The sequence below is a fragment of the Kitasatospora cheerisanensis KCTC 2395 genome (genome assembly GCF_000696185.1).
GTDB lineage: Bacteria > Actinomycetota > Actinomycetes > Streptomycetales > Streptomycetaceae > Kitasatospora > Kitasatospora cheerisanensis.
The window spans coordinates 1,148,471-1,162,176 of sequence record NZ_KK853997.1 but is presented as its reverse complement, the minus strand read 5'-3'; the positions used below and the strand labels follow the sequence as shown (position 1 = coordinate 1,162,176).

The 13,706-nt window shown below is 75.8% G+C and carries 11 protein-coding genes and 2 pseudogenes; 8 read left to right on the top strand and 5 right to left on the bottom strand.

All coding sequences use genetic code 11. From position 1 onward, the window contains the following. Positions 1-252: 252 nt before the first annotated feature. The 3 genes and pseudogenes from KCH_RS46450 to KCH_RS05075 form a co-directional block, all read left to right on the top strand. Positions 253-981 (top strand): annotated as a pseudogene (locus KCH_RS46450) (universal stress protein); the annotation flags it as partial. Positions 982-1,248: 267 nt separating this feature from the next. Beyond that, positions 1,249-2,265, top strand: a complete 1,017-nt coding sequence (adhP, locus tag KCH_RS44020; RefSeq protein WP_035870807.1) for an alcohol dehydrogenase AdhP — start codon at positions 1,249-1,251, stop codon at positions 2,263-2,265. A 42-nt stretch (positions 2,266-2,307) separates the two neighbouring features. Next, complete coding sequence (locus tag KCH_RS05075; protein WP_035859415.1) at positions 2,308-2,760, top strand: universal stress protein; 453 nt, start codon at positions 2,308-2,310, stop codon at positions 2,758-2,760. Between the two features lie 13 nt (positions 2,761-2,773). On the opposite strand, the gene KCH_RS05070 is transcribed toward KCH_RS05075, so the two are convergent. From KCH_RS05070 to KCH_RS44015, 5 genes and pseudogenes are all read right to left on the bottom strand, one after another. Further along, positions 2,774-3,451, bottom strand: coding sequence for a response regulator transcription factor (locus tag KCH_RS05070; RefSeq protein ID WP_035859412.1), 678 nt, complete (start codon positions 3,449-3,451; stop codon positions 2,774-2,776). Then, positions 3,448-4,674, bottom strand: a complete 1,227-nt coding sequence (locus tag KCH_RS05065) for a sensor histidine kinase (protein WP_051652750.1) — start codon at positions 4,672-4,674, stop codon at positions 3,448-3,450. Before KCH_RS05065 ends, KCH_RS05070 begins: the two co-directional genes overlap by 4 nt. Before the next feature lie 127 nt (positions 4,675-4,801). Continuing rightward, positions 4,802-7,002, bottom strand: a pseudogene (locus KCH_RS05060) (MMPL family transporter). Between the two features lie 189 nt (positions 7,003-7,191). Beyond that, entirely contained in the window at positions 7,192-7,482 is a 291-nt protein-coding gene (locus KCH_RS05055) for a MerR family DNA-binding protein (protein ID WP_244305167.1), read from the bottom strand. A 9-nt stretch (positions 7,483-7,491) separates the two neighbouring features. Continuing rightward, complete coding sequence (locus KCH_RS44015) at positions 7,492-7,632, bottom strand: MerR family DNA-binding transcriptional regulator (RefSeq protein WP_244305165.1); 141 nt, start codon at positions 7,630-7,632, stop codon at positions 7,492-7,494. A gap of 233 nt (positions 7,633-7,865) precedes the next feature. Here KCH_RS44015 and KCH_RS44010 point away from each other — a divergent pair, with 233 nt between their 5' ends. The 5 genes from KCH_RS44010 (at position 7,866) to KCH_RS05045 (ending at position 13,696) form a co-directional block, all read left to right on the top strand. Next, on the top strand, positions 7,866-9,707 hold the full coding sequence (locus tag KCH_RS44010; RefSeq protein WP_244305163.1) for a sacsin N-terminal ATP-binding-like domain-containing protein: 1,842 nt from the start codon (positions 7,866-7,868) through the stop codon (positions 9,705-9,707). A 75-nt stretch (positions 9,708-9,782) separates the two neighbouring features. Then, positions 9,783-10,034: a hypothetical protein gene (locus KCH_RS44005; RefSeq protein WP_244305161.1), complete on the top strand. Its 252-nt coding sequence runs from the start codon at positions 9,783-9,785 to the stop codon at positions 10,032-10,034. Positions 10,035-10,041: 7 nt separating this feature from the next. Further along, on the top strand, positions 10,042-10,200 hold the full coding sequence (locus tag KCH_RS44000; RefSeq protein ID WP_244305160.1) for a hypothetical protein: 159 nt from the start codon (positions 10,042-10,044) through the stop codon (positions 10,198-10,200). 1,105 nt (positions 10,201-11,305) lie between these two features. Then, positions 11,306-13,153, top strand: coding sequence for a DUF3883 domain-containing protein (locus KCH_RS43995; protein ID WP_244305158.1), 1,848 nt, complete (start codon positions 11,306-11,308; stop codon positions 13,151-13,153). A gap of 294 nt (positions 13,154-13,447) precedes the next feature. Next, positions 13,448-13,696, top strand: coding sequence for a DUF397 domain-containing protein (locus KCH_RS05045; RefSeq protein WP_244305156.1), 249 nt, complete (start codon positions 13,448-13,450; stop codon positions 13,694-13,696). The last annotated feature ends 10 nt before the right edge of the window (positions 13,697-13,706 follow it).

Sequence of the window (13,706 nt, the reverse complement as noted above, 5' to 3'; positions counted from 1 at the left end):
GTCTCCCACTGCTCGGGCGGCCCCGGCACGCCAGCCGGGGCTCGCCTCCAGCCTCGCCGCCCGAGCGCCCCGGCCCCAGGGCCGGCGGGCCCGCCCGCCGGGCCGAAGGTCCCGAAGCCCCGGCCGCGGGACCTTCGGGACCGGTCGAGGGCTGCCCGGCCCCTGTCCGGCGCCCCCGGCGGGGACGACGCTGCTCGGAGTACGAGCCGGGCGCCCACCGCCCGGACCACCCGCACCCCCTGGAGGTCCCCCATGTGCGATTCCGTCGTGGCCGGCGTCGACGGCTCCGAGGAGAGCGCCGCCGCGGCCCGCTGGGCGGCGGCCGACGCGCTGCGCCGCGGCGTCGCCCTCCGGCTGGTGCACGTCGCACCGCTCGGGCGGCACGGAGCCGCCGGGCAGCCGGCGCCCGCGACCGCCCTCCTCGCGGAACTCGCCCACGCCCTGCCCGAGTTGGACGTCGAGTGCGAGACGCTCCCCGGCGAGCCGTGGTCCGTGCTGGCCGCCGTCGGCGAGAAGCAGGGGCTGCTCGTCCTCGGCACCCGGGGTACCGGCCGGCTAGCCGGCCGGCTGCTCGGCTCCGTCGCGCTGCGCACCGCCGCCGAGGCCCGCTGCCCCGTCGTCCTGGTGCCGGAGGGCGCCGCCGCCCCGGACGGCCCCGGCGAGGTCGTGGTCGGCATGCGGGCCGAGCGGCCGTCCGGCGCCGTCCTCCGCTTCGCCTTCGCGGAGGCCGCCCGGCGCGGCGCCGTGCTGCGGGCCCTGGAGGGCGGCGCCGAACCGCACGGCACGCTGCGGACCGACGCCCCGATCGAACCGCAGGAGATCCGCCGGGCCCTGGTGGAGGCGGAGACGGTCCGCCTCCAGGACGCCCTCGCCCGCTGGCAGGAGACGTACCCCGCGGTGCGCACCGTCGCCGAAGCGACCGGCTGGGGCGCCTCCCGGGCCCTGCTGGAGGCCTCGCAGCGCGCCGCCCTGGTGGTCCTCGGCCGCCGCGCCCCGGCCTCCCGATGGCCGCGCCGCACCTCGGACACCTGGCCCACGCCGTCCTGCACCACGCCCGCGGCCCGGTGGCGGTCGTCCCGCACGACCCGGCGCGGTGACCGAAGGCCCGCGGGCCGGGGACCTTCAGCCCGCCGCGGATGCCCCGCCCGGCCCCTGCGCACGGCCGGGCCCGGGCGGTGGGATGGAGACACAGCGAAGCCGGCGCGGACGGGAGACCTCCGCGGCGCCGTACGAAGGGCAGGAAACACCATGAAGGCCGCCGTCGTCCGCGATTTCACCGCACCGCTCGTCATCGAGGACCGGCCCGTGCCGACTCCCGCGCCGCACCAGGTGCTGGTCCGGCTGGAGGCCTGCGGACTGTGCCACACCGACATCCACGCCGCCCGCGGCGACTGGCCGGTCAAGCCGACCCCGCCGTTCGTCCCCGGGCACGAGGGCGTCGGCGTCGTCGAGGCGACCGGCGAGCTGGTCCGGCACGTCCGGGTCGGCGAGCGGGTCGCCATCCCCTGGCTCGCCGACGCCTGCGGCCGCTGCGACCACTGCGTCGACGGCCGGGAGACGCTCTGCCCGGCCCAGCACAACAGCGGCTACTCGGTCGACGGCGGCTACGCCGAGTACGCCGTCGCCCACGGCGACTACGTCGTCCCCGTCCCCGACGGCATCGACCCGCTGGACGCCGCACCGCTCACCTGCGCCGGCGTCACCGCCTACAAGGCGCTCAAGGTCTCCGGCGCCCGCCCCGGCACCCGGGTGCTGGTCTCCGGCATCGGCGGCCTCGGCCACCTCGCCCTCCAGTACGCCCGGATCTTCGGCGCCGAGACCGTCGCCGTCGACGTCACCGACGACAAGCTGAAGCTCGCCCGGGACCTCGGCGCCGACCACGTCATCGACGCCCGCACCCAGGACGTCGCCGCCGAGGTGCAGAAGCTCGGCGGCGCCGACGCGGCGATCGCCCTCGCCGTCAGCAACGACTCCTTCCGCGCCGCCTACGCCGCGCTGCGCCGCGGCGGCACCCTGGTGCTGGTCGCGCTGCCCGCCGAGGGCGAGCTGACCCTGCCGGTCTTCGACACGGTGCTGAACGGCACCGGCGTGGTCGGCTCGATCGTCGGCACCCGCCAGGACCTCGCCGAGGTCTTCGCCCTGCACGCGCTCGGCCGCACCCGGGTGATCCGGGAGAGCCGCCGCCTGGACGACGTCAACGCCTGCATCACCGAGGTGCTGGACGGAAAGGTCGCCGCCCGCCTCGTCTTCGACCTGCGCGGCTGAACCGCGCCACCCGACCACCCCACCGATCGGAAGGACACCACCATGAACGGGACCGGCAGCACCGCGGAGCGGCGCATCGTGACGGGCGTGGACGGCTCGGACTCGTCCCGGGCCGCCCTGCGCTGGGCGGTACGGCAGGCCGCCCTGACCGGGGCGACCGTGGAGGCGGTGATCACCTGGGAGTACCCGGCCGTCTACGGCTGGGGCCTGACCCTCACCGACGCGGACTTCACCGCCGCCGCCGAGCAGACCCTCGCCAAGCTCGTCGAGGAGGAGAACGACCCCGCCCACCCGGTCACGATCAGCCGCCGGGTGCAGTGCGGCAACGCGGCCCGCGTCCTGCTGGACGCCGCCGAGGGCGCCGAACTCCTGGTCATCGGCAGCCGCGGCCACGGCGGCTTCACCGGCGCGCTGCTCGGCTCGGTCGGCCAGCACTGCGTCCAGCACGCCCCCTGCCCGGTCGTCGTCGTCCGGGACACCGAGCACCGCGGCTGACCGCCGGCCGCGGTCAGGCGGGCGGGCCGGGCGGGACCAGGCCGCACTGGTAGGCCAGCGCGACCAGTTGGGCGCGGTCGCGGACGTCCAGCTTGGCCATCGCCCGGTGGATATGGGTGCGGACGGTGAACGGGCTGACGAAGAAGCGCTCGGCGATCTCCTCGTTGGCCAGGCCGGTCGCGGCGAGCGCCATCACCTCGCGCTCGCGGGCGGTCAGCACGTCCAGCCGCCCAGCCGCGGCGGGGTCGGCGGCCGGGCCCGGCCGGGCCAGGAAGCGGTCGATCATCGCGCGGGTCGCGGCGGGCGAGAGCAGGGCGTCGCCCGCCGCGACCGCGCGGACCGCGGCGAGCAGTTCCGCGGGGGCCGCGCCCTTGCCGAGGAAGCCGTCGGCGCCCGCGCGCAGCGCCTGCGCGACGTACTCGTCGATCTCGAAGGTGGTCAGGATGAGCACCCGGGTGCCGGACAGCTCCTCGCTGCCGCAGATCTCGGCGGTCGCGGCGAGGCCGTCGCCGCCCGGCATCCGGATGTCCATCAGGACCAGGTCCGGCCGGGTGGCGAGGGCCCGCTCGACCGCCTCGCGGCCGTTGGAGGCCTCGCCGACCACCTCCATGTCGTCCTCGGCGTCGATCAGCATCCGGAAGGCGCCGCGCAGCAGGGCCTGGTCGTCGGCGAGCAGCACGCGGATGGTCATCGCAGGGCGTCCTTGTCCTCGGGTTCGGCGAAGGCGGGGGTGTCGCGGCTGCCGGTGCGCAGCGGCAGGTCGGCGGTGACCAGGAAGCCGCCGTCCGGGCGGCGGTCCGCGCTGAGCCGGCCGCCGACCGCGCCCGCCCGCTCGCGCATGCCGATCAGCCCGAAGCCGCCGGGACCGTCCCGGCGCGGCGCGGCCGGCAGCGGGCGGTTGCCGGTCCGCCCGTTGGCGACGGACAGCGCGATCCGGCTGCCGGTGTACGCGAGGGTGACGTCGGCCTCGGCGCCGCGGGCGTGCTTGGCGACGTTGGTCAGCGCCTCCTGCACGATCCGGAACGCCGTCAGGTCGACGCCGGGGGACAGCGGGCGCGGCTCGCCGGTGACGGTCAGCCGGACCGGCAGCCCGGCCTGTTCGAAGGCGTTGACCAGGTCCGGCAGCCGGTCGAGGCCGGGGGCCGGCTCCAGCGGGGCGGGCTCCTCGGCGCGGCGCAGCAGGCCGACGGTGGCGCGCAGCTCCTGGAGGGCGGCACCGGTCGCGTCGGTGAGGTGGCTGAGCACCTCGCGGGCCCGGTCCGGGTGACGGTCCATCAGGTGGACGGCGATGCCGGCCTGGGCGTTGGCGAGCGCGATGTGGTGGGCGACCACGTCGTGCAGGTCGCGGGCGATCCGGATCCGCTCGTCGGCGACCCGGCGGCGGGCCTCCTCCTCGCGGGTCCGTTCGGCGCGTTCGGCGCGCCGCTCGATCGCGGCGAGCTGGGCGCGGCGGTTGCGGACCGAGTCGCCGAGCGCCCCGGGCAGCAGCGCCCAGGCGAGCACGCTCATCCGCTCGCCGATCGAGCCGTCCGGGCCGAAGACCAGCGTGGTCGCGGTGAGCAGCACCGCCGAGGCGACCGAGGCCCGGAACGAGGTGGTGCGGTCGGTGCGGACGGCCAGGCAGTAGAGGGTCACCAGCAGCGGCCAGGCCAGCGCGGCGGTGAGCCGCACGCCGGTCGCGGCGAGCGCCACCGTGCACACCAGGGTGACGGCGACCACCGCGCGCGGGTGCCGGCGGTGGAAGAAGACGGCGGCCGTGGAGGCTGCGGCGAGCAGCAGGGTGGACAGGGTCGGCACGGCGCCGTGCTGGTCCGGATAGACGCCCTGGGTGACGACCGCGAGCAGGGCGACGCCGCCGGCGGCGTTCAGCAGCCGGGGGTGGTCGCGGCGCAGGCGCTGCCACAGATCGGTCATCACGGGGCCTTGGCTCTCGAAGCGGAGGGGGTGCGGCGGCGGGGCCGCCCGGCCGGGCGGCCCCGCTCTGCAACGGTAACGGTCCGGGCCCGAACGACCGTCCGGGCCCGGAGCGCGGCGGCGCAGGTCAGACGGTCACGGGCTCCCGCTCCGCGGCCGGTTCGGCGTCCAGGGCCTGGAGCTTGCTGCCCTCGACGTCGACGTCCGGCAGGACCTTGTCGAGGCCCTTCGGCAGCCACCAGGCGCGGCGGCCGAGCAGCGCCAGCACCGCCGGGACCAGTGCCATCCGGACCACGAAGGCGTCGAATGCGACGGCCGCGGCCAGGCCCAGACCCATCATCTTGATCATCGGCTCGTTCATCCCGATGAAGCCGGCGAACACCGAGATCATGATCAGCGCGGCGGCGGTCACCACCCGGGCGTTGTGCCGGAAGCCGGTGACGATCGCCTCGGCCGGGCTCTCGCCGTGCACGTACGCCTCGCGGATCCGGGTGACCAGGAACACCTCGTAGTCCATGGCCAGGCCGAACACCACGCCGATCATGAAGATCGGCATCATGCTCATCACCGGGCCGGTCTGGTCCACGCCGATCAGGCCGGCCAGCCAACCCCACTGGAAGATCGCGACCACGGCGCCCAGCGCGGCGGCCACCGAGAACAGGAAGCCGAGCGCCGCCTTCAGCGGCACCAGCACCGAGCGGAACACCAGCAGCAGCAGGACGACGGCCAGGCCGACCACCAGCGCCAGGTAGGGCAGCAGCGCGTCGCTGAGCTTCTGCGACACGTCGATGTTCATCGCGGTGGTGCCGGTGACCAGCACGGTCGCGCCGGTGTCGGCCTTCAGGCCGGCCGCCTGGCCGCGGATGGTCTTCACCAGGTCCGTGGTCGCCGCCTCGGCCGGGCCGGTCGCCGGGATCGCGTTGACCAGGGCGGTGTCCCCGGCCGGGTTGAACACCGGCGGGGTGACCGCGACCACGCCGGGCACGCCGTGGACCGTCTCGACGACCTTGTCGGCGGCTGCCTTCGGGTTCGGCGTGCCCTTGGTGTCGACCAGCACGGTCAGCGGGCCGTTGAAGCCCGGACCGAAGCCCTCCGACAGCAGGTCGTAGGCGCGCCGCTCGGTGGTCGAGGTCGGCTTCGCCTCGTCTCCCGGCAGACCCAGGCGAAGGTCCAGCGCCGGCGCGGCGAGCACGCCCAGGCCGACCACGCCGCCGACCAGCACCAGCAGCGGGCGGCGCAGCACGAACCGGGCCCAGCGGGCGCCGCCGTTGTCGCCGGCCGCCCGGCGGGCGCCGCCCGCGGGCGCCTTGCGCACCTTGCGGGGCAGCACCCGGCGGCCGATGAAGCCGAGCAGCGCCGGCACCAGGGTCAGCGCCACCAGCACCGCGATCACGACCGTCCCGGCCGCGGCCAGGCCCATCTTCGACAGGATCGGGATGCCCACCACCGACAGGCCGGCCAGCGCGATCACCACAGTCAGACCGGCGAACACCACCGCCGAGCCCGCCGTGCCCACCGCCCGCCCGGCCGCCTCGCGCGGGCCCGGCCCTCGGCGAGCTCGGCCCGGTAGCGCGAGACGATGAACACCGCGTAGTCGATGCCGACCGCCAGACCGAGCATCATCGCCAGCGTGCCGGTGGTGGCGGACAGGCCGAGGGTGCTGCCCAGCGCCGTGATCAGCGCCATGCCGAGGCCGACGCCGACCACGGCCGTCAGCAGCGGCAGCCCGGCGGCGACCAGCGAACCGAAGGTGATCACCAGCACGACCGCGGACAGCGCCATGCCGATCGCCTCGCTGCTGCCGCCGGCCTCGCCCTTGGACATCAGCGCGGTGCCGCCGATCTCGACCTTCAGCCCGGCGTCCCGGCCGTGCTGGGCGGCCTGCTCCAGGGTGGCCTTGGCGCTGTCGGACAGCTCGCCGCCCTTGACGGAGTAGCTGACGGTCGCGTACGCGGTGGTGCCGTCCTGGGAGACGGCGTGCGCCTGGAACGGGTCGACCGCGGCGGTGACCTGGTCGGCGTGCGCCAGCTCGCCGACCGTCCGCTGCACCGTCTGCTGGTTCGGCCCGGCGGTGATCTGCTGGCCGTCGGGTGCGACGAACACGATCCGGGCCTGCGCGCCGTCCGCGTGGCCGCCGGGGAAGCGCTCGTTCATCAGGTCGAAGGCCTGCTGCGCCTCGGTGCCGGGCATCGCGAAGCCGTCGTCGGGCGCGGCGGGCGCCTTGGCGGCCAGCACTCCGCCGACGGCCAGCACGGCGACCCACAGCAGGGTCACCAGCTTGCGCCGGTCGAAGGCCCATCGGCCCAGGCGGTACAGGAACGTGGCCACGGGGGAGCGGCCTCCTTCGGGTTCGGTGCACGGTCGCGGAACACGCCGAGGGCGGCCCCGCGCCGGATCCGGCGCGGTCCGCCCGCAGCATCCCCATCCTTGGTGACCGGCCCCGCCCGCGTCGTCGTCCCTGTGCAGGCCGCCGCGTACTGCATCCGCAGTAGGCCCCCGGCAGGCGGCCGCGCCCGGTCAGAGCCGCCGGGGGCCGGCGCCGTCCTCGCCGAGGGCGTCGCCCGGGCTCAGCAGGGCGCAGGCCCGCATGGACCGGCAGCCGCAGCCGATGCAGCCGGTCAGCTCGGCCTCCAGCCGCTCGACGGTCCGCCGGCGCTCCTCCAGGCGGAGCTTCCGGCCGCGCGAGGCCGACTGCCACTGGCGGCTCGGCGGACGGGCCGGCGGCACGTCCGCGAACGCCTCCCGCAGGTCCTGCAACGGGATGCCGATGTGCCGGGCCACCGAGATCAGCGCGATCCGGCGCAGCATGTGCCGCGGCTAGCGCCGCCGGCTGCGGGCGTCGCGCTCGGAGGCGATCAGCCCGGGCTCCTCGTAGAACCGCAGCGCGGACACCGCCGCCCCCGTCCGCGCACTGACCTCGCCGATGCCGAGCCGGTCGTCCGGTCGAAAGCCCGTCATGGGATCCCCCCTCGGCGCCCACCCCGCGGGAGGCCCCACGGCGGTCTCCCCGCCGTCCGCGGGAGCTGAGCCGGCGTCAGAACGGGCCTGTCGGACCGTCCGACTAGCGTGGAACCGGGGCCTCCGCGGGCGGGGCCCGGGCTCGTGGGAGGGCGGCGGACTTGCCGGTGCAAGGTGACGAGGGGCGTCCGGACGGACGGCACGCGCGCGAACTGCGGACGTACAGCGAGACCGTGCTTCGCGAGTGGCAGGGAACGCCCACCTGGCGGCCGGGCCAGCAACTGCGCGCCGTCTCGCTGATGAGCTCCCGGGACTACGCCGGCCGGTTCCTGCTCGAACTCCTGCAGAACGGCCACGACGCGCACCCCGCCGACCGCACCGACGGCCGGGTGCACGTCCTGCTCGACGAACGCGAAGGGCCGCACGGCACCCTGTACGTCGCCAACGCCGGCCGCCTGTTCGGCTGGGAGCAGGTCACCCGGGTCTGCAAGCTCGCGCAGAGCGACAAGCGGGTCGGCGACGGCATCGGCAACAAGGGCCTCGGCTTCCGCAGCGTGCTGGAGATCACCGAGTCGCCCGAGATCTACAGCGACGACCGGCCCGACGGCCCGGCCGGACGCCTCGACGGCTACCGGTTCCGCTTCGCCACCCCCGCCGACCTGCGGACCCTGCTCGGCGACGAAGCCCTCGCCGCCCAGGCGGAGAAGGAGTTCCCGCCGCTCCAACTGCCCTTCCCGATCGACGAACTCCCGCCCACCTGCCGAGAGTTGGGCGAGGCCGGGCACGTCACCGTGATCCGCCTGGCGCTGCGCTCCAAGGCCGCCCGGGACCAGGCCGCCCGGCGGCTGAAGGAGATGGCCCGCGCCCGGACGCCCGTCATGCTCTTCCTCGGACGCCTCGGCCGACTCGTCCTGGAACACCGGCAGGCGACGGCACCACCGACCTCACCGAACTGCTCCGCCACGAGGAGCCGGTCACCGCGCAGCCGACGCGGCCGAACGCCCCGCTCACCCCCGCGCTCTCGACGGCCCGGGTCAGCCTCGGCGCGCTCGGCGAGTTCCTGGTCGCCCGCGGCGCGCTGCCCGAACGGAGACTGCGCCGCACCCTCGCCGACGCCGTCGAGAACGGCAGCCTCGACGAGACCTGGCTCGACTGGCAGGAGGAGGCGGCCGTCGAGATCGCCCTCCCGATCGGCGCCGACAGCGACCGCCGCGGCCACTACTACACCTTCCTGCCGCTCGGCGACGACGTCGCCGCACCACTGCGCGCCCACGTCAACGCGCCGTTCTTCACCAAGATGGACCGCACCGCGCTCGACCGCGAGCACCCGCTCAACGCGATGCTGCTCCACGCCCTCGCCGAAACCTGCCTGCTGGCTGCCGAGTTGTGGCGGACGACCCCCGGCGACGGCCACCGCCACGCCGCCGTCGACATCCTCGGCTGGGAGCCCAACGCCCAGTCCGCCGGCCTGCTCGCCACCGCCGCCGGCCACGTCCACCGGCGCCCCTTCGCGGAGGTCCCGCTCGTCCCGGTGCTGGACGGGGACACCGCCGACGCCTGGCGCAGCCCGAGGAAGCGGTGCTCTGGCCCGCCGACGAACTGACCACGCTGACCGCCGCAGCCGCCGGCGCCGCCGGCATACCCGTCGCCGACCCGGGCGTCGGCCCGGCCGGCTGCGCCGCCTGGCACGGATCTGCGCGCAGCTCAAGTGCCCGCTGGAGCCCAGCACCAGAGACCGCGCCGACCACGTGGAACGCATCGCCGCCACCCTGCCGCTGCCGGGCGAGGGCGAGTCCGTCGAGATCTGGGACGGGCTCTACGGCGACCTGGCGTCGCTCTTCCGCTTCGACCACGCCGCCCTGCGCGGGCGCAGACTGCTGCTCACCGACGACGGAAGGCTCGGCCGCTGCAACGGCGGGCCGCCACCGGCAAGGGCAGCGCCCGCCGCGAGGCCTTCCTCCCGCCCGCGCCGAGCGCCGACGGCGGGATCACGGTGCCCGACGCGCTGCGCAGACGGCTCTTCCACCTGCACCCGGGCCTGGCCTGCGTCACGGAACGCGGCGAACGCGCCCTGAGCGTCCGGGAGTTCCTGACGTGGCACGACCTGGTGCGCGCCTTCGACCCCCAACCAGCTGCTGGAACACGTCAAGTTGGCGCTCGCCGAGAGCAACTCCCAGCGCCTGCGCGCCCAGGCGCTCAAGTTCGTCTTCCGACTGCACCGCGCGCACCCGTCCACCCGGTACCTGCTCGCGGGCCTGGGACTGCACGTCCCCAGCGCCGCCGGCCCCACCGTCGCGGCCAACACGGCGGTCTTCGGGGCCGGTTTGGAGGGCACCCACGGCGACGACCTGGCCGCGGTGGTGGGAGGAGGGACGCGGAGGTCTCGCCGAGTCTGCGCCTGACGGCCGGGTGGCTGCTCGCGCCGCCGTCGGAGTTCGTCGGCCGCAAGGAGGGACCGCCGAGGAGTGGCGCGCCTTCCTCACCGCCGTCGGCGTCCGGGACGGCCTGCTGCCGGTGCGCACCGCCGGGGCGACCACCACCGCGAACGGCAACAGTTGCCCCTGGTGAACCTGGTCCGGATGGCGAAGGTCCACCGCCGAGATCGTCGAGCAGGTGGGCCCCGCACCTCACGAACAGCCGCTACGACGCCCAGTACCCGCAGACCCCGTACACCGGAACTCCCGCCTGGCGGCTGCCCGGTCAGGACGTGGTGGGCCCAGTTCAGCGAACCCGGCCGGCTCGCCTACGCGCGGCTGGTGCTGCACGGACTGTCGCACTGGGACGACGAGAGGTTCGCCAGCCGGTGGACCCGCGACCGCTCCGGCAACCAGGACCCGCAGCACGTGCTCACCCGCTGGCCGCGTTCGTCCGCGAACAGCCGTGGCTCCCCGTGCGCGGCCGCGACCGCGCCACCGCGTTCGCCCGCCCGGCCGACGCCTGGCACTACCGGGGCGCGCCCCGGAGGAGGAGCCCGCGTTCCTGCGGACCGTGGCCCGCCCGCTGCGCGGCCGGCTGGACACGGCACCGTCCTGGACCGGCTGCGGAAAGCTCGGCCTGCCCACCTGGACCGGGCCGAGGACAGCGCCCGGATGCTCACCGAACTGGGCCGGCTGGCCGCCGCGGGCGAGCTCGGCGCGGAGGACCGGCCGGTCGCCCAGCGCGCCAACCAGCGTGCCTGGAAAGCGCTTACCGGGCTGCCCGAGGCGCACCGCGCGCCCGCAGACGCTGGTTCGCCGGATCCGGGGCGAATCCCTGCTGATCGAGACCGGCCGGGGCATGGCGCCGTCCCCGTCGACGAACTGCGCAGCGGCGACCGGCGGATCTACGTCACCGAGCGGACCGAGTCCCTGACGGTCCAGCTGCTCCGCGGAGACCGAGCACGAGCCTGCTGGTCGTCCCCCCGGCGCGGCCAAGGAGGCCGCAGGCCTGCTGCGGCACCTCGACCCGAAGGCCGCCCTGCTGGTCGAGGAGGCCAGGCTCGCCGTCGACGTGGACGGCGCCGCCGCCCTCCGGCAGCTCGGCCGCCCGCTGGCCGAGCGCCTGCCCTGGCTGCCGCTGGCCCTGGCCGCCCTCGCCGACCACGCCGGCGGCGGCATCCGGGCCCACCCGACAGCCACCCTGACCGCCCCTGGTCACGGCCGTCCGCGCCGTCCGCCTGCACGGCTACCGCGACATGACCCTCGCCTTCGACGGCCACCCGATCGAGCTGCCCAGGCGCCTCGCCGGAGTGCTGCCGCTCGCCGACCGCCGACGGCCGCTGATCCTCGCCCCCGCCGCCCTCGCCGACCCGCTGGAGTGGGACGGCGTCGGGGCGCTGGCCGACGCCGCCGCGCACGCCGTCCGGCGGCAGCCGTTCGCCGTCCGGCTGCGGCTGGCCGCCCACGAGCTGCGCGCCGCCCACGCCGACCTCGCCGCACCCGACGACCACGCCCTCGCGGCGGCCCTGCACCTGACGACCGCTCAACTCCAGGAGACCCGGCAGCGGCTGGACGGCTCGGTCGCCGGACTCCTGGAGCGCTGCCTGCCCGTGCTGGTCCACCTGCTCGGCGAGCAGCGGGCCCGCGGGCTCACCGACCCGCCGCCCGCCGACCTCCGCGACCTGCGCGCCCTGTTCGCCGCCCACGAGGACGAACTCCCGGTCGACGCCGACAAGTTGCTCGCCGCCGTGCGCACCGCCCGGGGCGTCGACGAGCTGCGCGCGGCCCTCGGCATCGGCTTCGCCGAGTTCAACCGGACGCTGGCCGCGCTCGCCCCGCAGTACCGCCCGACCAGCCGGGCCGAGGAGCACGAGGAAGCCGTCCGCAGCCACGTGGACCTGCACCGGACCGGCCTGGTGGACCGCCTGCGCCGGGCGCACCTGGCGGCCTTCGACCGCCGCGAGCCGATACCCGGCTGGGCCGACCTGCGCTCGCTGGCCTGGCTGACGGCCCCCGAGGAGTGGGCCCTGACGGTCGATCAGGTGGACGCGGCGGCCCTGCGCGCGCACGTCGAGGCGGAGCTCACCGCCAGGCTCGGCCGCCCCGCGCCGGGCAGCGGCGAGCGCCTGCCCGCCCTGGAGGCGCTGCGCACCCGCAACGGCGCCCTGGCCCGGCGGCTCGCGGCGCCGATCGCCACGCTGCTGAAAGCCGCGGGCAAGCCGCTGCCGCCGGCGCTGGCCGCCGCCGACCCCGCCGCGGACGTCCTCGCGCTGCTGGACGGCGCCGGCGCCCTGGACTTCCGGCAGCTCGACGAGACGGACCTGGCGCCCTGGCTGGCGGTGCTCGGCCACTGGCCGGCCGGTATGCCCGAGTCGCTCGACCCGGCGGACCACGGGCTCACCCAGGAGGACCTCGACCGGGCCCGCGACAGCGCCGCCCAGGCCCGGGCCGAACGGGTCCGCCGGCAGCGCGTCATCACCTTCGCCGGTACCGAATTCGACGTCGCCGCAGGCGACTTCACCGAACTCGTGGAGGCGCTGGAACGCATGGTCGCGCAGGACCCGGGCAGCGTCCGCGGCCGCAGGTCCTTCGCCGTGCTCCAGGAGCCGAGGGCCCCGCGCCGGAGGGGAGCGGCCGGCCCCGCCCGGCCCGGAGGGTTCGCGGCGGCGGACCGGGGCCTGTCGGCCGCCCAGCGGGAGGCCATCGGCTTCGTCGGCGAGTGGATCGCCTACCGGTGGCTGCGGGAGAACCACCCGACCACCACCGAGGACAGCTGGATGTCCGCCAACCGCCGGAACGTGTTCCCGGGCGCGCCCGGTGACGACACGCTCGGCTACGACTTCTCCGTCGGCACCGGCCGCCACCCCCTGCTCTTCGAGGTGAAGGCGACCCAGGGCGACGGCGGCGACTTCGAGTTGGGCCCCAGCGAGGTCAAGGCCGCCCAGCGCTACTGCGGCAGCGACCGCTGGCGGATCCTCGCCGTCACCAACGTCCTCGACCCCGCCGCGCTGCGGGTCGACGTCCTGCCCAATCCGTACGGCCCGCGCGGCCGCGGCCGCTACCGCGAGGAGGGCGGCGCGCTGCGTTTCTCCTACCGGACCTGAGGGCGCCGCGCACGGAAGGCCTGTGCGGTGCGCGGCGGGGGCGGCGGTTCGACGACGGAGCGCCGGAGCCGGAGCCGGGTAATGACGGTGATATCAGCAATGGGATCGTCGTTTTTCGGCTTCTTTCCGGGATCACCCGATCGGGGAGTGGCATTGTTCGATTTCTGGGCGCAATGATTCACTTCGCCGCCCCGGGCAATTGCACGTGGGATTGCACGGGCCGCTGACCTGCGGGGGCCCAAAAAAGTATGACCGGTGGGCCGGCGGTCGGTTTTCGTGGACGAGGAGACGGGCGTGGATGTCGCTGACGAGTTCTACAACGGGATGCCGGCGGACGGCATCGACTCGCCCCACCCCTGGCAGGTGGCCCGCAAGAGCCAGGGATCAGGCGAGTGCGTGGAGCTGCGCCGCCTGACGGACGGTCGGGTGGCCGTGCGGCACAGCAAGGATCCGTCCGGCCCGGCGTTGATCTTCACGAGGGGAGAGATCGACGCCTGGCTCGACGGTGCGAAGCGTGCCGAGTTCGACCACCTGCTGGCCTGATCGACGGGGG